The sequence below is a fragment of the Streptomyces sp. NPDC050997 genome (assembly GCF_040660135.1).
GTDB lineage: Bacteria > Actinomycetota > Actinomycetes > Streptomycetales > Streptomycetaceae > Streptomyces.
The window spans coordinates 1-21,020 of the sequence record NZ_JBFAGK010000025.1 but is presented as its reverse complement, the minus strand read 5'-3'; the positions used below and the strand labels follow the sequence as shown (position 1 = coordinate 21,020).

Below are 21,020 nucleotides of genomic sequence, written 5' to 3'. Positions count from 1 at the left end.
CCCCTGGGGCGTTGTCAGTGCGGGCCCTTAGCGTCGTCCCATGAGCTACCGCGACGTCGCCTCGAAGCAGGTCCTGGTCTGGGCCTGCACCGCCGTGGGTGCCCGCATGCCGGTGGCCATGGCCCCGCTGGCCCTGGTCTTCCTGGTGCGGGAGCGCCCCGGTGGCTATGCCCTGGGCGCGGTTCTCGCGGCGGCCTATGTGATCGGTGAGATCGTCGGCGCCCCGGTCCTCGGCATGCGGATGCGTCCCGAGCGGGCCCGGCCGCAGCTGGCCGTCGGCCTCGCCGCCGGGGCGGCCGGATTCGCGGGTCTCGGGGTTCTTCCGGATGCCCCGGTGCCGCTGCTCGCGGGGTTCGCGTTCCTCGCCGGCGCCGCTCCGGGCGCGGCCACCGGCGGGTTGCGCGCGCTGCTCACCGACCTGGTCCCGGAGCGGGCCGCGGCACAGGCGTTATCCGTCGAATCCATACTGATGTCGGGCGTCTGGGCCGTCTCCCCGGTCGCCGTCGCCTCTCTCGCCCTCGGCGTCGCACCACGGGGCCCGCTGCTCCTCGCGGCCGCCCTGATGGCGACCTCGGTCGCGGGCCTGTGGCTGCTCCCGGCCGGGTGGAACGCGGACGACGCGCAGGGCACGGAGCGGACGGGCGGCGCGCGGCTGCGACTTCTGGTGGACGCGTGGCCCGTGTACGTCACGGGCGCGGCGAGCCTCACCCTGCTCGGGCTGGCCGAACTCGTCCTGCCCGCCCTCCTCGAACAGCGCGGCATCGCGGTCGGCTGGTCCGGCCCGCTGCTCGCCGGCATGGCGGTGGCCGCGGGACTGGGCGCCTTCCTCTACGGCCTGAGGGCCTGGCCCGGGCGGCTGCGCACCCGCAGTGCGGTGCTGATGTGCGGGATGTCCGTCTGTATGACACTCGTCGCGCTGATACCGGGCCGGGCCGCGATCGCCGCCGGGCTGGCGGTGGGCGGTCTGCTCCAGTCGGGCGCGCTGATCACCCGCAACCTGTCCCTGCGCGCGGCGCTTCCGGCGAACGTCCTGGCCGCGGGCTACTCGGTCATGTACGCCGCGGCCGGCGCGGGGTACGCGGCGGCCGGTTCGCTCGCGGGCGCCCTGCTGCGGGTGGCGGCACCGTCCACCGCCATCCTGGCCGGCGTGGGCCTGACGCTGGTGCTGACGGCGGTCGGGTGGTGGGGCGAGGTGCGGTACGAGAGCCGCTCAGCGCAGGGCGCCGGCAGCGCCTCGGCCGGACCCGTCGACGCCGGACCCGTTGACGCCGGACCCGTCGACGCTGGCCCGGAAGGTGCGGCGGTAAGCGGTCGGAGTGACCCCGAGAGCCGTCTGTAGGTGCTGCCGCATCGACTGGGCCGTGCCGAAGCCGGCGTCGCGGGCCACCAGGTCGACGGGCAGGTCGGTGGACTCCAGCAGGTACCGGGCCCGTTCGACCCGCTGCTGGGTGAGCCACTGGCCGGGGCTGACGCCGACCTCCTCGCGGAAACGGCGGGTGAAGGTGCGTACGGACATGGCGTCCTGCTCGGCCATGTCCCGCAGTTGGATCGGCTCGTGGAGGCGGCCCAGTGCCCAGGCGCGGGCGGCGGTCGTGGACGCCAACTGCGGATCGGGCACGGGCCGGTGGATGTACTGCGCCTGTCCGCCGTCGCGGTGCGGCGGTACGACCGTACGGCGGGCCACCTCGTTGGCGACCGCCGTGCCGTGGTCGCGGCGCACCATGTGCAGGCACAGGTCGATCCCGGCCGCCACGCCCGCCGACGTCAGGATGTCGCCGTCGTCGACGAACAGGACGTCCGCGTCGACCTCGATGCGCGGGAACAACCGCTGGAAGTGTTCCGCCTGGGACCAGTGCGTGGCGGCACGGCGGCCGTCCAGGTAGCCGGCCGCGGCCAGGACGTATCCGCCGGTGCAGATGGCGGCGAGCCGGGTGCCGGGCCGGATGTGGTCGAGGGCGGCGGCCAGTTCGTCGGTCAGTACGCCCTCGTCGAAGACCGGGCCGAGTTCGTACGATGCCGGGATGACGACGGTGTCGGCGGTGGCGAGGGCCTCCGGGCCGTGGGCGACCTGGATGACGAAGTCGGCGTCGGTCTCGACCGGGCCGGGCGGACGGACCGAGCAGGTGACGATCTCGTACAGGGGCCGGCCCTCGAGGTCCTTGGGGCGACCGAAGATGCGGTGCGGGATGCCCAGTTCGAAGGGGAGCAGGCCGTCGAGGGCGAGAACGACGACGCGGTGCGGGCGGAACTCCGGCTCACGACTCAGAGGCATGGCCCGATCCTAACGAATGCTGTCCTTCGGGCCACTCGTTCGGGGCCGCTCCGTAACGGAAGCTCGATCCCGTGACCCAGACAACCGAAGCCGAAGCCGAAGCCGCAGCCGCCGCAGAGAGCACCCCGTCGGACAGGAAGCCCCGCATCCATCGCGCGTGGTTCGTCGCCGCCGTCACCTTCGTGACGATCATCGGCGCGGCGGCCTTCCGCTCGCTCCCCGGCCTGCTCATCGATCCGCTGCACGCGGAGTACGGCTGGTCGCGCGGCACGATCGGTGCCGCGGTCTCGGTCAACCTCGCGCTGTACGGGCTGACCGCTCCCTTCGCCGCCGCGCTCATGGACCGCTTCGGTATCCGGCGGGTGGTCGCGGTCGCGCTGACCGTGATCGCGATCGGCTCGGGGCTGACGGTGTGGATGACGGCGGCCTGGCAACTGCTGCTGTGTTGGGGCCTGTTGGTCGGCCTGGGCTCCGGCTCGATGGCGCTGGCCTTCGCCGCGACGGTCACCAACCGCTGGTTCACGGAGCGACGCGGACTGGTCACCGGCATCCTCACCGCCGCCTCGGCCTCCGGCCAGCTGATCTTCCTGCCGGTTCTGTCCTGGATGGTGGAGACCCACGACTGGCGCCCGGCGGCCGTGACCGTGGCGCTTGCCGCCCTCGCGGTCGTCCCCTTCGTCTGGCTGCTGCTGCGCGACCACCCGGCCGACGTGGGCCTGAAGCCGTACGGGGCACGGGAGTTCGTACCGAAGCCGCCTCCGGTGCAGGGCGCCGCGCGCCGCACCCTGCGGGTCCTGTTCTCGGCCGCCCGCACCGGCCCCTTCTGGCTGCTCGCCGGCACCTTCGCGATCTGCGGTGCCTCCACCAACGGCCTGATCCAGACCCACTTCGTGCCCGCGGCCCACGACCACGGCATACCCGTCCAGGCGGCGGCCTCGCTGCTCGCGGTGATCGGCGTGTTCGACGTGGTCGGCACGGTGGCGTCCGGCTGGTTCACCGACCGCTTCGACCCCCGCCGGCTGCTGGCGGTGTACTACGCGCTGCGGGGTGTCTCCCTGCTGTTCCTCCCCATGCTGCTCGCGCTCGGGGGCATCCACCCGCCGATGATCTTCTTCATCGTCTTCTACGGCCTCGACTGGGTCGCCACCGTCCCGCCCACCGTGGCGCTGTGCCGGGAGCAGTACGGCGAGGACAGCGCGATCGTCTTCGGCTGGGTACTGGCCTCCCACCAGGTCGGCGCCGCGCTGGTGGCCTTCCTCGGCGGAGTCGTGCGGGACGTCTTCGGGAAGTACGACATGGTCTGGTACGCGTCGGGCGCGCTGTGCGCGGTGGCGGCGCTGATGTCGCTGGTGATCCGACGGATGCCGACGACCACGCCGGTGCCGGTGCCGGCGGCGGGCTAGCGGCTCCGGTGGCCTGACGGCCCCGGCCCCGGCCCCGGCGCCGTCGGCGGGTGCGTGGTGCGTGGTGTGCGGATGACGGGGATCGGACCATGCGCAGTCGTGGTCCGATCCCCGTGGGCGTGGAGTGCCCCGGTCATCGCGCGGCGGTCAGGCCGCCGAGTCCACGGCCCCTACGCGGGGCCGCCGCCACCGCCGCCGCCTCCGCCCGTGCCGCCGCCTCCGCCCGTGCCCGGGAGGAACGGAACGTTCGGGATGACGATGACCGGGCGGAATCCCGGGCTGGTCTCCGGACCCGCAAGGAACGGGGCCCTTGGGATGGTCGGGCGGATCAGGCTGCCCGAGATTCCGGGGATGGGCGGTTGAGCGTGTGCTGCGGGAGCACCGCAGAACACGGCTCCGGCAACCACTGCGGTGCCGATCACCGCTCTGGCGTGTCGGCTACGGCGCGGGTATACCACGTTTTTCCTGCCTCTCGTGGGCTTTGGCTTGGCTCACGGGAGCCTTCACCATGAGGCGGTCGACGACATAGGCCCTTCAGGGCGAACGTCGTATTCCCCCAGCTCACGGCAGTTGTGTCAGCACGTGGTGTACACGAATGGCGCAGGGTCCGCAGGGCGACGGCCGACGTCGAGGGGAGAACCACGGCTCGTGCCATGCCCAGTGAAACGGGCGTCGTTGTGGAGGGCGCAGAACGATCGCTGGTGATCCGGCGGATGCCGACGACCACGCCGGCGCCGGTGCCGGCGGCGGGCTAGCGGCTCAGCTGTCCATCGGAGGCGTCTTCCAGGAACGGGTGGAGCAGGGCGAGCAGGGCGTTCGGCCTGTGCAGCGGGATGATGTGGCCGCAGTCCTCCAGGAGATGGCCGGTGAGGTCGTCGGTGAGCGGGCGCAGCTGTCGCTCCAGCGCGGTGCCGACGGGATGGGCGCCGACGGCCATCGTCGGCACCGTGAGCCGCGCCGAGGCGGTGGCCCGCCGGATCTGCTCGGCGCTGATGGGCATGGCCCGGTAGTAGGAGAAGGCGCAGCGCAGCGCTTCCCGGCCGGTGTAGGCGCGGACGAACGCGTCCCGGATCTCCGGTCGCACCCCGTCGCCCTGGGTGCCGGTGTCGAGGAACCAGTCGACATAACGGTCCTCGTGACCCTCGATCACGCTCTCCGCCAGGCCGGGCACGGAATGGAATCCGAACCACCACGGAGCACCGTTCGCGAGGAAGTCCTCGGCGCCGGGCAGTGTGCCCAGCAGGGACTCCATGACGACCAGCCGTCGCACGAGGTCGGGGCGGCGCAGCGCGAGGAGGAAGGCGGGCGGGGTGCCCGCGTCGATGCCGATCACCGCGGCCGGGCCCGCGTCCAGCGCCTCCAGCAGGCCGGCGGCGTCGTCGGCGAGGGAACCGGCGTCGTAGCCGCCCTCGGTCCGGCCGCTGGCGCCGAACCCGCGCAGGTCCGGTGCGATCAGCCGGTATTGGCCGGACAGCCCGGCCATGACGTCGGTCCACAGCTCCCAGGTGTGCGGGAAGCCGTGCAGGAGCAGGACGGGCGGCCCCTGGCCGGTCACGGCCACGTTGAGGTCGACACCATTGACGGGAATGCGGCGGAGCTCGATCACGGAATCTCCCGAGGTGACCAGAAGTGACAAGCCCACGCTAGGTAACTAGCCTTTCGGGGCCAAGAACGCACTTTCTCCTCAGGTGGTGAGCTCCAGGTGACCAGGGCCCGCCGCGGTGACTTGTTCGCTCCGGACTGTCCGACCCGCCAACTGCTGGACCGTATAGGCACGAAATGGACATCGATGGCGGTCAAGGTGCTGGCCGAAGCCGCCCCGGACGAGGTCCGCTTCGCCGACCTTCGACGCCGCATTCCGGGCATCTCGCAGAAGATGCTCTCCACCACCCTGCGCAGCCTCGTCCGCGACGGACTGGTGGCCCGCCGTGTACAGCCGACGGTGCCACCGAGCGTGTACTACCAGCTCACCGAACTGGGCCGGTCACTCGAAGGCCCACTCGCCCACCTGCGCACCTGGGCCGAGGAGAACATGCCGCGGATCGAGGACAACAACCGCCTCGACGACGAGGAGCGCGCCTCCTAGTGCCGTGACCGGAGAGGTCGCAGCACCAGCGGCCCCGCGGCCTAGAGGAAGCGCCCTTTGTGGAACAGCAGGGGTGCCGCGTCCTCGTCGTCGCCCGCGCCCAGCGCGTCGACCCGGCCTACGACGATGAGGTGGTCGCCCCCGGTGTGCACCGCGTGGATCGCGCAGTCGATCCAGGCGAGGGCGCCGGTGAGGCGGGGGGAGCCGGAGACGGGGGCCGGGGTGTACTCGACGCCCGCGAACTTGTCCGCGCCGCGCACCGCGAACGCGCGGCACAGCTCGCCCTGCCCGGCACTCAGGACGTTCACGCAGAAGACCCCGGCACGGGCGATGCGCGGCCACGTCGTCGAGGTGCGGCCGACCATGAAGGCGACCAGGGGCGGGTCGAGGGAGAGGGAGGAGAAGGACTGGCAGGCGAAGCCGGCGGGGGAGGTGCCGGGACCGGCGGGGGGTGCCGTGACGACGGTCACGCCGGTCGCGAAGGTGCCCAGTACGCGACGGAACTCGGTCTGGTCGAGGGGCGCTCGGTCGTTCTCCCGGACGCACCGCAGCTCCGGTCGCGGCAGCGCGTCGACGGGTCGCGCGAGCGGCTCGGTCCCGGTCGACCTGAGGTAGCGGACGGCGGCTTCGGCCATCCCTGCTTGTCCCATCATGTCTCCCATTGAAGCTGACGGTGTGTCAGATAGGAAGGGATGGTCCAGAGGCTTGAGGACCACCCATGTCAGATGGACGCCTGGCCGAAGGGCCGCTGCCAGGGTGCGTGCCCGCTACGGCCCATGGGCTCCATCAACCCGGCCTCCCGCGCGCGGGTCGACCGGTGTGAGAACGCCGACCCGGTCCTCGATCGCCTGGGCCGCGCCCAGGCACAGGTCCTCCCGGAACGCCCGCCCGACGATCTGCACTCCGGAGGGGAGCCCGTCGATCATCCCGGTCGGTACGGCCACACCGGGTACGCCCACGAAGCTGGTCACGGTGCACAGACGCATTCCCGACCCGACCCGCTCCCTGCCCGCCCTGTCACGCGACTCCAGTCCCGGCTCGACCGGTGGCTCGGTGAAGACCGGGCCGAGCAACAGGGGGTATTCATCGAGGAATTCGGCCCATGAGCGGCGGATGTTCATCCAGGTGCCCATCAACTTCATGAACTCGTCCACGCTCGCGGGCGGGGTCCGCGCCATCGTCATCTCGATATAACGGTCCCCGCCCTTGCCGAGCAGCTTGCGCACCACCGGCCAGGTCGGGGCGAACTCGGTCACAGTGATCCGGCCGTACGCATCGAGGGCCTCGTCCATCCGCGGTACGTCCCGCACCTCGCACACGTCGTAGCCGGCGTCGCGGAGCGCATCGGTCGCGATCGCGATGGCTTGGCCAACCGTGGGGTGGACGCCGTACCCGCCAGGGTCCGCCACGACCGCGACCTTCACCGGCCCGGCGAGCGGTTCGCCGTAGGCGGGCACGGGCACGGCCCGTGGGTCTCGCGGATCGGTGCCGGCCAGCACCTCGTAAGCCAGTCGTAGGTCGGCCACGGTCCTGGCCAGCGGGCCGTCGGTGACCAGTATCTGGGACGCCGGGCCGGGGTCGTCCGGGCCGAGAAAGCGGTGGTCGGCGGGAAAGCGGCCCATGGAGGGCTTCAGCCCGGCCACGCCGCAGAACTGGGCCGGGATACGTACCGATCCACCGGAGTCGTTGCCGAGCCCGAGCGCTGCCATGCCCGTGGCGACGGCCACCGCGTCGCCTCCGCTGGAGCCGCCCGGAGTCCGGCTGCTGTCCCACGGGTTGACCGTGTCGCCGAACAGCTCGCTGCGCGTGTGCATCCCCGCCAGGATCAGGGTGGGGATGTTGCTGTGCCCGATGGGGATGGCACCGGCTGCGCGCAGCCGTGCCACCGGGGGCGCGTCCGCCTGCGCCACCACATCGCGGAAGCGCTCAGTGCCGAACGTGGTCGGCACGCCTTCGATGGCGGTGCTCTCCTTCACCGTGAAGGGCACGCCCGCGAGCGGCCCCAGCGTTTCGCCGGCGGCCCGCCGACGGTCCATCTGTGCCGCGGCCTCGCGTGCGCGCTCAGCCAGGAGCTGCGTGACCGCGTTCACTCGGGGGTTCACCTCGGCGATGCGATCCAGGTGACTGTCGACCAGTTCGACGGCCGAGACTTCCGCGCCGCGCACGGCCTCCGCCTGCGCGGCGGCCGGCATCTTCCACAGGGCGTCCTGCATGGCTCATCCCTCCCCACCCACGTACCAATGCGCTTGCATCGGAACCGTACCCTTGGAACCGATGCGAGCGCATCGCATAAAGTGCGCTGGGACGCAGGGCGCTGGGAGGCAGGGAGGCGGCCGGGCATGCCCAGGCAGGTGGATCACGTGAGCCGACGCCGCCTCATCGCCGAGGCCGTCTGCCACCTCGCCGACGAACGCGGACTGGAGGGCGTGACCCTTCGCGACGTCGCGGCCCGCGCGCAGGTGTCGATGGGCGCCGTCCAGCGTTGCTTCCGTACCAAGGAAGAGATGCTCGTGTTCGCTCTCGCGCACATCGGCGAGCGGATCAGTGAGCGCGTACAGGCCCGCCTCGTCAGGAGCCCGGCCCAGTCGGCCGGCACCGCCCTGGGTCACGCGGCCACCGAGATCTCACTGCTCCGGGAAGAGCACCGCGCCGACGCCAGGGTCTGGCTCGCCTTCGTCGCCCAGGCGGCGGTCAGCAAGGCGCTCGCAAGGACGTTGAAGGCGAGCTACGCAACCCTGCAGGAGGCGTTCACCCGCCTCATCTCGGAAGCCGGCGAGGGCCCTGACCGCGCCGGGCCCCGCGATCCGCAACGCGAGGCCCGCACCCTCCTCGCGCTCGCGGACGGCCTCACCGCGCACGTCCTCATCGGCCACCTCACCCCGCAAGAGGCACACGACGTCCTCCACGCCCACCTGGCGAGCCTCTGGGAGCAACCGGGCACGATCTGAAATGGCTGTTCCGCAACCCCCCGCTAGCGCCCCCCGTACTCCGGGCTCCTGCGCTCCACGAAGCTCCGCACGCCCTCCCGTGCGTCCGCCGTCGTCATGTTGATCTCCTGCGCGGCGGCCTCGGCGGCGAAGGCGGTGGCGCGGTCGGTGTCGAGGGAGGCGTTGACCAGCTGCTTGGTGAGGGCGAGGGCGCGGGTCGGGCCGGTGGCGAGACGCGCGGCCCACTCGCGGGCCGTCTTGTCCAACTCCGCGTCCGGTACGACACGGTTGACCAGGCCCAGACCTGCGGCGTCGGGCGCGGAGAGCGCGTCGCCGAAGAACATCAGCTCCTTGGCGCGGTGCGGGCCGACGATGCGGGGGAGGAGGTACGCGCCGCCGCCGTCGGGGACGAGGCCCCGTCGTACGAACACCTCGATGAACCTCGCCGATTCGGCGGCGAGTACGAGGTCGCAGGCGAACGCGAGATGCGCGCCGAGGCCCGCCGCCGTGCCGTTCACCGCCGCGATCACCGGCTTCTCGCAGTCGAGGACGGCCGCGATCAGACGCTGCGCGCCGAGCCGGATCGTGCGGGCGACGTCACCGGCGACCGGTTCCCCGGCGGTGGACGCCTTGCGGAGGTCCGCGCCCGCGCAGAACCCGCGGCCCGAGCCGGTGATCACCACGGCCCGTACGTCCGGATCGGCCGAGGCGTCCGACAGCAACCCGATGACCTGGTCCCGCAGTTGGGCCGTAAGGGCGTTCAGGGCTTCGGGCCGGTTCAACGTGATGTGCGAGACCTGACCACCGATCTCCTGCAGCACCCCCGTCACCCCCGTCACCCCCGACTCCCCCGCGTCCCCCGTCACCGGCACACCGCCAGCGCGTCCAGCGCCACCGCTCCCTGCCCCCTGGGCAGCACCATCAGCGGATTGATGTCGAGCTCCGCGAGGTCGTCCCCGAGCTCCAGGGCCATGCGCTCCACCCGCAGCACGACCTCGACCAACGCGTCGAGATCCGCCGGCGGACGCCCCCGGACCCCGTCGAGGAGGGCCCGCCCGCGCAGTTCGGCGCACATGTCCCGGGCCTGCTCCTCGCCGAACGGCGGCACGCGTACGGCGGTGTCGCGCAGCACCTCCACCAGCACCCCGCCGAGCCCCACGGTCACGGTCGGCCCGAACAGCTCGTCGTGAGCGACACCGACGACCATCTCGACGCCCCGCTCGACCATCTGGCACACGAGGACACCGTCCAGCGGCACGTCCTCGTAGCGCGCGATGTCGGTCAACTCCCGGTAGGCGTCCCGGACCTGGCTGGCCGAGGTCAGCTCGATCTTCACAAGACCGAGCTCGGTCTTGTGGGCGATCCGCGCGCCAGACGCCTTCATCACCACCGGGTAGCCCACCAGCCCCGCCGCGCGCACGGCCGCCGCCGCACTGGTCACCAACTGCTCACGCGGTACGCGAATGCCGTACGCCCGAAGCAACTGCTTCGCCGCGTGTTCGCTCAGCTGCTGTCCCGGCCGCATCAGCGCCCGCGCCTTGCGGAAGGAGGGCGAGAGGGTGCGGGCCGCGGAGTCGAAGGGGGAGCGGTAGCCGGTGGCGAACCGGTGGTGGTCGAGATGGGCGCGGACGGCCGTGATGCAGTTGGCGACCGTGCGGAAGGTGGCCACCCGGGAGGAGCCGAGCAGGACCTCCCGGTACGCCGGCTCGGTGCCGACCGGGGAGCCCCACACCACGCACACCAGCTTGTCCGTCCGCTCGGCCGCGTCCACCAGGTCCCGCACCAGCCGGTCGCTGAGCGGCGGGAAGGGCCCGGTGACCGGGCAGATCAGGACGCCCACCGCCGGGTCGTCGAGGATCGCGTCGATGATCTTCCGGCCGCGCCAGTCCCCGACCGGGTGACCGCCGTTGTCGACCGGGTTGGCCACGCTCAGGTACTCGGGTATCCACTGGTGCAGCTCGGCCTGCTTGCCCTGCGACAGCTCCGGCAGCCTCAGGCCCGCCTCGGTGGCCAAGTCGGCGAAGTGCGCGCCGGTGCCGCCCGAGATCGAGTAGACGACGACTCCGTCGGCGCGCGGCGGCCGGGCGCGGGCCAACAGGGTGGCGGTGTCCTGGAGTTCGTCCAGGCCGTCGACCCGGATCACCCCGTACTGCCGCATCGCCGCGTCCACCACCGCGTCGGCGCCGGTCAGTTTGCCGGTGTGTGAGGCGGCCGTGCGGGCGCCGGTCTCGGTGCGGCCCACCTTGACCGCGACCACGGGCACCCCGCGCCGGGCGGCCCGGTCGGCGGCGAGCAGGAAGGAACGGCCGTCCCTGAGCCCCTCGACATAGCAGGCGATGGCGCCCACCTCGGGCCGCTCGGCGAAGTAGGACAGGAAGTCGGCGGTCTCCAGGTCGGCCTCGTTGCCGGTGGGCGCCCAGTGGGAGAGGCGGATGCCGAGTTCCTGGAGGGCGAAGACGGGGCGGCCCTGGTGGCCGGACTGGGTGATCAGGGCGATGGCCGGCCCGTCCAGGTCGTCCCGGAACTCCTCGAAGGCGTTGAGGTTGGTGTTGGGGCCGAGCAGCCGCATCCCGGACCGTTCGACGGCGGCGGTGAGCCGGGCCTGGGCGGCCGCTCCCGCCTCGCCCGTCTCGGCGAACCCGGACGCGAAGACGACCGCGAACCTCACCTTGGTCTCGGCCAGTTCCTCGATCACGGGAAGAGGGTCGGAGACCAGCAGTACGGCGAGATCGACCCGCTCGGGCAGGTCGGCGACGGAGGGGGAGCAGGGGATGCCGAAGACGGACGGACGGGTGGGGTGCACCGGGTGCAGCCGGGCCCCGACCCGCTCGGACCAGGCGAGCAGTTGCCGGGTGACCCCGGTGTTCGGCCGGCCCTCGGTGTCCGAGGCGCCGATCACGGCGACGGACTCCGGTCGGAAGAAGCGGTCCAGATCGGGGACGGCGGCGTACAGCGGCCGGCCGCTGACGTCGAGGTCGTCCACCTCGGCGGGCCGGCCGTGTACGGCGGGCCCGGGTTGCTCGCCGCAAGCGATGACCCGGGCCCGGCGGGAGTCGGTGGTGAGGGTGCCGTGGGTTGATCCAAGCATCGGTCCGCCCGCTCCTGAGTGACTGGCAAGTAACTGACGCTCTGTCAGATTACAGACCTGACGGGATGTCAGGAATGGCCCTGCACGCAAAGGATGACCGGGTTTCCCGGCGAGGACTCCTCGACGAGGGACACCTGACGCGGCAATGCCCGGCGGACCGGCGAAGGACTCCCACAGCGCCCACAGCGCCCACAGCGCCCACAGGCGCCTACAGCGCCGCCACCACCTCCTTCGCCACCCGCTCGCCCGACCGCACCGCACCGTCCATGAAGCCCATCCAGTAGGTGGACGTCTCCGTCCCGGCCCAGTGGATGCCGCCCACAGGCGCGCGCAGGGCGGGGCCGTACTGGGTCAGGACGCCGGGCGCGGCGATGGAGACGGGGCCGCCCCGGGTGTAGGCCTCGTTGTTCCAGCGTTGCAGCACGAAGGACGTGGGGGAGGCCGCTTTCTCGCCGAAGTACGTCACGTAGTCCTTCAGCACGGCCGCCCGGACCTCCGCCTCGCTGGCCGCGTCCAGCGCCCGCGCCTCGTCGGCCTCGATGAAGCCCATCAGCGCGCCGTACGAGGCGTCGGGCGGGGAGTTGTCGAAGGTGGAGCTGACCACCCCGGTGTCGCTGACGACCTGGCCGTTGAGCCCGTCGGCACGCCAGAAGGGGGTGTCGTAGATCGCGATCGCCTTGCCCACCGAGGCCATCGGCAGCCGCTGGGTGAGCTGGTCGCGGGCGGCGGGGAGGAGAGGAGCGTACGAGATGCGGGCCGCGAGGGGCGGGGGCAGGGCGACGACGACCTTCTTGGCGGTGACGGTGATGCCGTCGGCCGTCACGACGTAGTTCCCGCCGGACCGGGCGATCGTGCGCACCGGGGCGTTCAGCACCACCCGGTCGCCGAGCGTGGCGGCGAGCTTGATCGGCACCAGCTGGGAGCCGCCGACGAAGCGCAGCTCCTGGGCTCCGTTCGCGGTCTCGGTGAGGCGTTCCAGGGTGCCGACGGTGGACTCGTTGCCCGCGGCGGCGATGTAGAAGAGGACGAACAGCAGGGAGAGTTCCCGGGGTTCGGCCGAGAAGATCGACGTACAGGCCACGTCCAGGAGGAACTTGGCGGACGGGATGACCGCGTTGGCGCGCAGCCAGCTCTCGAAGGTCTGCCGGTCCCACTCCTCGGCCTTCGCGGCGGTCCAGGGCGCGGTCACCGGGATCTGCTTGGCCATGTCGTCGAGCGAGGCCTGCACGATCGCCGCGTTGGCGAGGCCGGCCGCGTCGATCGGCGGGACGGAACCGAGCAGTCCGTCGGTGGCGTAGGGGGTCTTCTTGCCGTCCTTGTTGAGGAGGTTCTTGCCGGTGTTGAAGGTGGGGAAGGTCGCCACGCCCAGGGAGTCGGCGAGCGCCTTGATGCGGTCCTGGGTGGGGCCGATGAACTCGCCGCCGCCCTCGGTGACTTGGCCGTTGCCCAGCGGCAGGTTCACCACCCGGCCGCCGACCCGGTCGCGGGCCTCCAGGACGACCACGGTCTTGCCGGCGGCGATCAGGTCCCGGGCCGCGGTGAGCCCGGCGAGGCCGCCGCCGACGACGGCGACGTCCACACTGCGGGTGGCCGCGGCGGCCGTACCGGCGGCGGTGGCGGTGAGGGTCGCGGCGCCCGCAGCCGCGGCGGCACCGCCGAGCAGGGAGCGCCGGGAGAGCCGGGAGAGCTGGGGGCGCGGGGAGTGCTGTCTTTCGCGTGCCACGTGCATCCTCCGTCGTAGCGAGAGGTGGGGGTGGAGCTGGAAAGGTGAACAGTGCTCACATTCTGGCCCCGTGCGGTGGCGGCGTACAGCTCTCCCGTCACATCTGACCCACAAGTAACAAGAGTTCTACGTAGGAGAGTTGATGGGCGTCTAGGCCGGACGCACCGTTGGACGTGCCGTCGGACGCACAGCCGGACGCACAGCCGGACGCACCGTCGGCTGCGCCTCAGTCAGGCAGCCGGGAGGCCTGACGTGCGGTGTTCTTGGCGATGCTCTTAGCGATCTTCTCGGCGTTGATGGCCAGTTCGCGGAACGTGCCGCTGATGGGGGTGACGAAGCCGGTGAAGTACAGGCCGGGCGCGGTCTGCGGGGCGCGGGCGCCGTTGACGACCGGGTTGCCGTCCGCGCCGAGGACATCGAGGTGGCCGACGAGTTCCTCCAGGGCACGGACGTAGCCGGTGGCCGCGATCACGGCGTCCGGTGCGACGCGGGTGCCGTCGGCGAGGATCGCCTCGCCGTCCTCGAAGCCCTCGACGGCGGCCACGACTTCGACCCGCCCCTTGCGCACGGCGTCGACGAGACCGACGTCCTGTACGGGGATCGCGCCCTCCTTGGCCCGGCTGTAGAGGCCGGTGTCGGGGCGGGGCAGCCCGTGCGTCGTCAGATCGGGGATGCTCACCTTGGCCAGCATCGCGCAGAGCCGGTCGACGAGCCCGACCGGCAGACGGCGGACGGCGATGCCGCTGTACTGGGCGGGCCAGCCGGCCGTCGAGCGGCGCACGATGTGCGGGACGGTGCGCACGGACAGCCGTACCCGCGAGGCGCCGCCCTCCACCAGGTCGACGGCGATCTCGGCACCGGTGTTGCCGACGCCGACGACCAGGACGTCACGGCCCGCGAAGGGCTTCGGGTCGCGGTAGTCACCGGCGTGCAGGAACTCGCCGGTGTAGGCGTCGCGGCCCGGCCAGTCAGGCACCCGGGGCGTGTGGTTGTACCCGGTCGCGACGACCACCGCCGCGCCGGTCAACTCCCGTCCGCCGGTGGCGTGCAGCAGCCAGCCGGCACCGTCGGGGGAGCGCTCCACCCGGGACACCTCGACCCCGGGGACGATCTCCAGCTCGTGGACCTCGGCGTACTTCTCCAGATACCGCACCACGTCGTCCCGGGCAACCCAGCGCCCGAACCGGCGCGGCATCGGCAGCCCGGGCAGGGCCGACAGCCGACGGGTGGTGTGCAGGTGCAGCCGGTCGTAGTGGCGCCGCCAGGACTCCCCGACACGGTCGGACCTCTCCAGCACGACGGCACGTATGCCCCGGGCGCGCAGGGCGTACGCGGTGGCGAGCCCGCCGGGCCCGCCGCCGATGACGTACACGGGGCGTTGTTCCGCGTGGGTCGTCGCTGCGGTCGTCGCGTCGTGCGTCGGCTCCGCGGGGCTTGCGGAGGCTGGGGAGTCGGCCATGAGCGCGAGCGTAATCCCGGGCGCGATTGATGGGTCTCGGTCAAGACCGGAATTGGTTGCGGATTGATCACGGCTGTGGGGGGAGGGGGTGGGGCGTGTGACGTAGGGCGGCTGGTTGTGCGGGGGGAGTGGTGGTGATTCCAGAGCGGCTACAGCAGCGGCATCAACGGTGAGTCATGTCTCGAACTTGCCACCGTTGCATCCGAGTTGAGGACAAAGCTGGCCTTTGCATCTGGCACAAACATGGAGCTGAAGGAACCGGTGGCGAGGTAGGTGCCGATGGGAGCCGCCTTTGTGTCGGTGCAAGAGGTGTTGGGGCGGCGGTTCCATCGGTAGGTGACGGTGGCTGGGGCGCTGGGAGATACGGCCACCCATCGGTCCGGAGGCGGGGGAGTGCAGGATGCCGAGTGCCACAGTGGTTTGTCTTCACTGGCGAGTGCGATGGTGAGCCTGACCAGCTTGGGAGATGCGTTGATCCTGCACTCGGATGTGCTCTTGATTTTGAGAGTGAGGATCGGGGTGCCCTTCGAGCCGTAGCTGTTGCGCTCGGACTTCAATTGCAGTGTTACGGGTACCAGGGAATCGGTGTCCACGCAGCTGGGCATGCGCATGATGGTCGTCGTGTTAACGGCCTGATCGCCTAGATCGGGCAACGTGTCTTGACGCGGGGGTGGCATGGTCTCCCGGCTGCTGGTTTGCGCTGATGCGGACGCGGTGGGGGACCTGTCGGCTCGTTGGTTTCCCTCGGTCCGGGAAGCCCAGAGTGCGTACCCCATCCCGCCGATGACGGCTGATGCGGTGACGATCAACAGGGCGATCCGTGCCAAGCGGATGCCGGGACGGTGCAGGCCACGCATCGCCTGGTCAAGTTTCTTGTTGCTCCGCTCCAGGTCTCGAAGGATTCGCTCGGGGGTGTGTTGTCGGTTGCCGGTCCGGACCGGTGCGCTGCCCAGGCCAGTGTCTTCGTGTGAGGTGGCGGCTTTGTCTGGTGCCGTCGGCCTCGACGCCTGGTTTGGCTGACGGCTGCGTTGACTGGACGGGTGCCGGATGCTGCGGGACGGACGCGTCGGTGTGGGCGCACCGATGTTCATAGCCGTGTTCTCGAACCTGGCCGTCCGCTCCCCGGCGGAGAGGGGCTGCGGGGCTTGGGTCGGCCGCGTGGCGGGTGGGGGCAGGAATGCGAAGTCGTCCAGTTCGATGTCGGTGACGATCCGTAGAGTCTGGGACTGCCCGTGCTTGCGGTAGGCCTGGTGCAGCTGTGTCATCCGTTCCTGCACTGCCTCCTTGAACTTCGCCAGGGTGAGCGCCGCACTCTCAGGGTGGGCTGTGATGACGTCCGACACTGACCGAGAGAAGATGCTGAACGACTCGCCGGGGTGGACACCCCTCAAGGGGTCGACGAGCGCATCGTGCGGGCGAACGAACAGTGCGAGCTGTGCTGGTGAGCAGGCATAGACATAAGCCACTTTGCGGCGCAGCGCGGCGTTGACCTTCTGCTGGCTCCACTGCTTGACGCTCGCGAGCCCCATCGACTCCTGGTCGATTCCCTCCCTGCAGGCATCGATCAGGAAGACGACGTGTTGAGCGTGGGTCTCATCCAGACGAGCACGCCAATCGATGGCCACGCACCCCGATTCGAAAGGGTGAGTGTCCTCGTCGATGTCCTCCGGCACGAGGTAGTCAACGCCTTTGGCGTGGACACCGTGTCCGCTCAGAAGGATGAATAACGTGTCGTTGGCGCGCGCACGTTTGAGGAACCCGTTCACGCGGCCGTTCACATAATTTGCCGAGACCTGCTTTCCGCCTTCCCGCCCGGCCAGGACCTGGACCTCGTCAAACTCCCTGGTCTGGAGTGCCGATCCGAGACGGGCGAGATCATCAGGGATGAAGGGCAGTGCCGAGACGCCGCGCATTTCGTAGTCACTGGCCCCAATGAGCAACGCTCTGTACCGCCCCATAACCCGGTCACTGCTTGAAGATCAGTACGATGCCATGGCTCCGCTGCACCTGCGCGCTACCGATGAACTGGATGCCGCCATTCGCAGTTACCTGGAAGGAAAGGTGCGCCTCTCGCAGTGGCAAAGGTCCTCCGCGCGCGGCAGCCTCGGTGAAGACCTGCTGCAAGGCGTCAACGGCTTCAGTGAGGTTCTTGCGCAACGGCCCGAGGGGCACCTTCCTCAGCCGTACCTGCCCATCCCCTCCGCCGAACAGGCTCATGGAGTCGCCCTCGTCGCCGAGTTGATCGTCGGACGACACCCAGAACGGCAGCTCCGGAATAGCGGACGGTTCGCTGGCTGAGCTCACAGATCCCCCTTGGTCAGTGATGGCTTGCCAACTTTACGAAGAAATTCGCAGATGCGTGGCCAAGCTGCGAAAACGGGCACATCGTGTGCGCGCTGAGGTGCCAACAGCCCCTGGTGTACTCAAAACCGCACGATAAGCGCACCAGATCGATCGGGAACAGCGGAGAACCGCGGTGAATGCGGCCGAGAACCGTAAGTGCCGCGTCAGGCAACCTTTGCTCTCTTGGGCGGGGTTGCGCGTCCTGCATTGAACGTGACGTCTGATATCCGCCAGCGCGGTCATTGCCGAGTCGAGAATCTGGGTGCATGACTACGGCATCGACGGTCGTCTTCCGCGTCCGTGCGTTGCCCGCTGAGGTGCTGGACAGGGTGCGTGCCAGAGGAGTCGACGCGTTCGGGAAGGGTGTGGAGCGCTCACCGCCGAGGGGGGCGATCCCCTCCGCTGTTGTCTGCGCAACGCCGAGTCCGGCGAAGACCTGCCGCTCTTCGGCTACCAGCCGCCGCTCCCGGCCAGCCCCTACTGTGAGGTCGGCGCCGTACTCGCACACGCTGCCCCCTGCGCGGGGCCCGTCGACGTCGACAGCTACCCGCCGAACTGGCGCGGACGTCCGCAGGTACTGCGTGCGTACGATGCTCGCGGGTGGATCCATGACGCGACCAGAGCGCACGACGGTCAGGATCCAGAGGGAGCCATCGCCGAGCTGCTCGCGGAGCCCGACGTTGTGCAGGTCCACAGCCGCAACGTCGCCTGGGGCTGCTACATGTTCACGATCACCCGCGCCGGATAGGGCGGGGGCGCGCCGGCCAAGGCCCGCGCTACTTCATCCTCGACGCTACCGACCATGCCGGCCGCAAGGAGCAGGGCAGCACGATCCGCCGCTACATCATCTGGCGAGACCGTCACGCTGACGATGAGCGGATATGAGCCGTGGTCGACAGGCGAACATTGCTTGATGCGGCACCAGTTGTTGCTGGTCATGAGTTGATGGCGCTGCTCGTTGGTGTTGACCTTCGAGTTGGTTGAAGCTCAATGATGGCGAGGTGCCAAATTCTGAGTTGATGCCGATCGGGGTCTTCGCTCAACGCAGTGGTCTGACCTCCAGCGCGTTGCCGTTCTACGCCGACTCCGGGCTGCTGAAGCCCGCCGAGGTCGACCCGATCTCGGGCTACCGCTATTACAGCGCTGACCAGGTAGCGCGGGCGACCGTGCTGCGTCAGCTCCGCGAGATCGCTATGCCCCTTGCCGCTGTGGAGGCTGTCCTCGACGCCGGGGGCCGACGAGGTGTCCCGGCTGCTGGATGAGCATGTCGCGAGGGTCATCGGGACCACCTCCCTGACACAGCGAAGACCTTGTCACCGTGTCAAGGTCAAGGGGGGCAACGGGTGGACGCCGATCCGCCGATCCGCGCCTTTCGCAACCGGAAGGATGGCCGCGCCACCATCTGCCTGCAGTTCATTACTCCAAGTAGTGGAACCGGTGAGACACCCGCCCCTTCCGGGGGAATCGTCGTACCGGATCTCGGTGGTGATCGACCGGGCTCCCTCACAACATCAAGGAGTCTCGGTGCGATTCAGATCCACAGCGGGCGGCGCGCTCGGCGCCCTCACGCTGGCCCTCGGGCCGGCCACTCTCTCCGCCCCGGCCCACGCCGCCGCCCCGATCGCCTGTGACGAAGCGGTCCTCGTGTCCGCCATCGAAGCAGCCAATGATGCGGGCGGGGGCACCATCGACCTGGCCGCGAACTGCGTCTACACCCTCGCGGAGATCACTCCTGCCGAGGGAGGCAAGGGACCGAACGGGTTGCCAGTGATCCGCGAGGACATCACGATCAACGGCACCAATTCCGTCATCGAACGCTCCACCGTGCCGGGCACCCCGGAATTCCGCATCTTCGAGGTCGGCGGCACCAACGGCGAACTCACCCTCAACCGGGTCACCTTGCGCAACGGCAACCTGGCCGGCGGCGGCGAGGGCGGCGCCATCTACGTGCATGACGACCGCGTCCTGACGGTCAGGTCCAGCATCCTGGCCAACAACACCGCCGCGACGGGCGGCGGCGCCATCCGCAGCAACGGCACCGCCACGATCACCGCCAGCACCCTCAGGGACAACCACGCCAGGGCCGGCGGCGGCATCTACGCCTTCGGCAAGAGCACCACGATCGTCTCCACCATCATCTCGGGCAACGAAGCCGACTTCGGCGGCGGCATCGGCAACGAAAGCCCCAGCAACATGACCATCCGGGCCAGCTATGTGCAGGGCAACACCTCCAGGTTCGACGGGGGCGGCATCGGCAACTTGGGCGGCGCCACCCTCACCGTGCAGAGCAGTCACATCAGCAACAACTCCGCCGGCCCCTTCGGAGGCGGCATCATCAACTTCGGCACCGTGACCCTGAACAGCAGCTCGGTGAACGACAACACCGCCACCATCGGCGGCGGGATCACCAACAGCGGCACGATCAACGTCAACGACTCCACTCTCAAGGGCAACAAAGCCGGCTCCCTGGGTGGCGGGCTGTCCAACTTCTCCGGCACGGCGACTCTCACCAACAGCTCCGTGTCGGGCAACAGCGCGGCCAACGCGGGCGGCATCTACGAGAACTCCGGCACGGTCACCCTGGTGCGCGGCTCCGTGACGGCCAACACCCCCAACAACTGTCAATCCGCCGGCGCTGTCCCCGGCTGCACCAACTAGCGCTCGCCCACTGCGCGTCAGCCAACGACACACCCGGACACAGATCACGGATTCCAGAAGACGTCGGTGAACGCACGGTCGAAGCGTCGCGCGGCCAGGTCCTCGCGTTGGATCACCCAGTGGACGCTGGCGCTCTCCCAGCCCTGTACGTCCATACCCGCATACCAGTCGGCCAGGAGCACCCAGTCCGACACGTCACTCGAAACCGGTCCGTCCCACCGGCCCGCTTCCGCTGCTTTCACGGCTCTGGACGCGGCACGGGCGATCGGATCGGTGTAGATGGCCTCCTCCCAGGCGTATCCCCCGATCTGCAGCGGCCCCTCGGGGGCGATGGCGTCCTGGGTGCTCTTCCAGACCTTGACGAGTTCCTCGGAGCGGGGATGCCCCGGAAGCGGCCCGCTCCCCGGCTCCCCGAGGAATTCGACCGCGTGGTGGTAGGGCAGCGACACGCCGGCCGTCGCCCGCAGCGGGCCCTGCGGGAACTCCTCGAACATCGCCTGCTCATCGTCGAAGTCGAAGGAGTTCCAGGCGTTCTTGTCCCGTTCCGCCACGTCCGCGTCGACGGGGACGTACACCACGCTGCCGGCAGTCTCGTAGTCCTCGGCGGTCTCGGGGAAGGCGAACAGCAGCAGGTGGCCGTCGGGAGGCAGGGGCAGGTCGGTCGCGTCGGCGGGGAGGGCCGCGAGGTCGATGGAAGCGACGAACGGGTGGGCGGGGTCCGGGACATCAGCCGGAAGCAGGAGCGGACCGCCGAACCGACCCACGACCGCGCCGTCCCCGTCCCGCGTCAACGTCGCGCAAGGGCGGCAGGTGCCCAGCCATCGCTCCACGTCGTCGACGGGTATGCCCCGCGAGACCGCCTCGTCACGGAACGGACGTAACTGGTCCCACATCTCAGGAGTCATGGCCAGACCGTAGAGGAAGGGACTGACACAGCGGCATCGAAGCCATGGCCGAGCCGAGTACCCGCACCCGCCCACGGCGGCAAGGGGACGGGACGGGGGTGTCCGCCCGCAGCGTCTGGCGCGTCAACACCGCCCACTCACCAAGAAACCGATTCC

At 70.3% G+C, this 21,020-nt stretch carries 16 protein-coding genes and 3 pseudogenes; 8 read left to right on the top strand and 11 right to left on the bottom strand.

Annotation, left to right across the window (positions count from 1 at the left end; genetic code table 11):
• Window positions 1–40: 40 nt before the first annotated feature.
• Window positions 41–1,198, top strand: a pseudogene (locus AB0H86_RS37550) (MFS transporter); the annotation flags it as partial.
• A gap of 12 nt (window positions 1,199–1,210) precedes the next feature.
• Here the strand turns inward: AB0H86_RS37550 and AB0H86_RS37545 are convergent.
• Window positions 1,211–2,272 carry a helix-turn-helix domain-containing protein gene (locus AB0H86_RS37545; RefSeq protein WP_362449413.1) on the bottom strand — a complete coding sequence of 354 codons (1,062 nt, stop codon included), beginning with the start codon at window positions 2,270–2,272 and terminating at the stop codon, window positions 1,211–1,213.
• 71 nt (window positions 2,273–2,343) lie between these two features.
• On the opposite strand from AB0H86_RS37545, the gene AB0H86_RS37540 reads away from it, so the two are divergent.
• A complete protein-coding gene (locus tag AB0H86_RS37540) occupies window positions 2,344–3,675 on the top strand; it encodes an MFS transporter (protein ID WP_362449411.1) in 1,332 nt (443 codons plus the stop codon).
• 751 nt (window positions 3,676–4,426) lie between these two features.
• On the opposite strand, the gene AB0H86_RS37535 is transcribed toward AB0H86_RS37540, so the two are convergent.
• Window positions 4,427–5,281 carry an alpha/beta fold hydrolase gene (locus AB0H86_RS37535; protein ID WP_362449409.1) on the bottom strand — a complete coding sequence of 285 codons (855 nt, stop codon included), beginning with the start codon at window positions 5,279–5,281 and terminating at the stop codon, window positions 4,427–4,429.
• Between the two features lie 96 nt (window positions 5,282–5,377).
• Between AB0H86_RS37535 and AB0H86_RS37530 the strand changes: the two genes are divergently transcribed.
• Entirely contained in the window at window positions 5,378–5,761 is a 384-nt protein-coding gene (locus AB0H86_RS37530; RefSeq protein WP_362449408.1) for a helix-turn-helix domain-containing protein, read from the top strand.
• A 41-nt stretch (window positions 5,762–5,802) separates the two neighbouring features.
• Here AB0H86_RS37530 and AB0H86_RS37525 read toward each other — a convergent pair whose 3' ends face one another.
• Together AB0H86_RS37525 and AB0H86_RS37520 are read right to left on the bottom strand one after the other, a co-directional pair.
• The gene (locus AB0H86_RS37525) at window positions 5,803–6,411 is read right to left on the bottom strand and encodes a flavin reductase family protein (protein WP_362449577.1); all 609 of its coding nucleotides are present in this window, start codon (window positions 6,409–6,411) and stop codon (window positions 5,803–5,805) included.
• Window positions 6,412–6,528: 117 nt separating this feature from the next.
• Window positions 6,529–7,974 carry an amidase gene (locus tag AB0H86_RS37520; RefSeq protein WP_362449406.1) on the bottom strand — a complete coding sequence of 482 codons (1,446 nt, stop codon included), beginning with the start codon at window positions 7,972–7,974 and terminating at the stop codon, window positions 6,529–6,531.
• Between the two features lie 126 nt (window positions 7,975–8,100).
• Between AB0H86_RS37520 and AB0H86_RS37515 the strand changes: the two genes are divergently transcribed.
• The gene (locus tag AB0H86_RS37515; RefSeq protein ID WP_362449404.1) at window positions 8,101–8,709 is read left to right on the top strand and encodes a TetR/AcrR family transcriptional regulator; all 609 of its coding nucleotides are present in this window, start codon (window positions 8,101–8,103) and stop codon (window positions 8,707–8,709) included.
• A gap of 23 nt (window positions 8,710–8,732) precedes the next feature.
• On the opposite strand, the gene AB0H86_RS37510 is transcribed toward AB0H86_RS37515, so the two are convergent.
• From AB0H86_RS37510 to AB0H86_RS37485, 6 genes are all read right to left on the bottom strand, one after another.
• Entirely contained in the window at window positions 8,733–9,527 is a 795-nt protein-coding gene (locus AB0H86_RS37510) for an enoyl-CoA hydratase-related protein (RefSeq protein ID WP_362449402.1), read from the bottom strand.
• 23 nt (window positions 9,528–9,550) lie between these two features.
• Entirely contained in the window at window positions 9,551–11,776 is a 2,226-nt protein-coding gene (locus AB0H86_RS37505) for an acetate--CoA ligase family protein (protein WP_362449400.1), read from the bottom strand.
• A 208-nt stretch (window positions 11,777–11,984) separates the two neighbouring features.
• Window positions 11,985–13,505 (bottom strand): FAD-dependent oxidoreductase, encoded by a 1,521-nt coding sequence (locus AB0H86_RS37500; RefSeq protein ID WP_362449398.1) that lies wholly within the window; start codon window positions 13,503–13,505, stop codon window positions 11,985–11,987.
• A gap of 220 nt (window positions 13,506–13,725) precedes the next feature.
• The gene (locus tag AB0H86_RS37495) at window positions 13,726–14,958 is read right to left on the bottom strand and encodes an NAD(P)/FAD-dependent oxidoreductase (protein ID WP_362449396.1); all 1,233 of its coding nucleotides are present in this window, start codon (window positions 14,956–14,958) and stop codon (window positions 13,726–13,728) included.
• Between the two features lie 149 nt (window positions 14,959–15,107).
• A complete protein-coding gene (locus tag AB0H86_RS37490; RefSeq protein WP_362449394.1) occupies window positions 15,108–16,916 on the bottom strand; it encodes a caspase family protein in 1,809 nt (602 codons plus the stop codon).
• 7 nt (window positions 16,917–16,923) lie between these two features.
• A complete protein-coding gene (locus tag AB0H86_RS37485) occupies window positions 16,924–17,262 on the bottom strand; it encodes a hypothetical protein (protein ID WP_362449392.1) in 339 nt (112 codons plus the stop codon).
• A gap of 448 nt (window positions 17,263–17,710) precedes the next feature.
• Here AB0H86_RS37485 and AB0H86_RS37480 point away from each other — a divergent pair, with 448 nt between their 5' ends.
• The 4 genes and pseudogenes from AB0H86_RS37480 (at window position 17,711) to AB0H86_RS37465 (ending at window position 19,959) form a co-directional block, all read left to right on the top strand.
• Window positions 17,711–18,049 (top strand): DUF1203 domain-containing protein, encoded by a 339-nt coding sequence (locus tag AB0H86_RS37480; protein WP_362449575.1) that lies wholly within the window; start codon window positions 17,711–17,713, stop codon window positions 18,047–18,049.
• Window positions 18,050–18,075: 26 nt separating this feature from the next.
• A pseudogene (locus tag AB0H86_RS37475) lies at window positions 18,076–18,186 on the top strand (transposase); the annotation flags it as partial.
• A 116-nt stretch (window positions 18,187–18,302) separates the two neighbouring features.
• Window positions 18,303–18,585 (top strand): annotated as a pseudogene (locus tag AB0H86_RS37470) (MerR family transcriptional regulator); the annotation flags it as partial.
• Between the two features lie 240 nt (window positions 18,586–18,825).
• Window positions 18,826–19,959 carry a hypothetical protein gene (locus AB0H86_RS37465; protein WP_362449587.1) on the top strand — a complete coding sequence of 378 codons (1,134 nt, stop codon included), beginning with the start codon at window positions 18,826–18,828 and terminating at the stop codon, window positions 19,957–19,959.
• A 44-nt stretch (window positions 19,960–20,003) separates the two neighbouring features.
• Here the strand turns inward: AB0H86_RS37465 and AB0H86_RS37460 are convergent, their stop codons facing one another.
• Window positions 20,004–20,864, bottom strand: coding sequence for a DUF1963 domain-containing protein (locus tag AB0H86_RS37460; protein ID WP_362449390.1), 861 nt, complete (start codon window positions 20,862–20,864; stop codon window positions 20,004–20,006).
• Window positions 20,865–21,020: the final 156 nt, after the last annotated feature.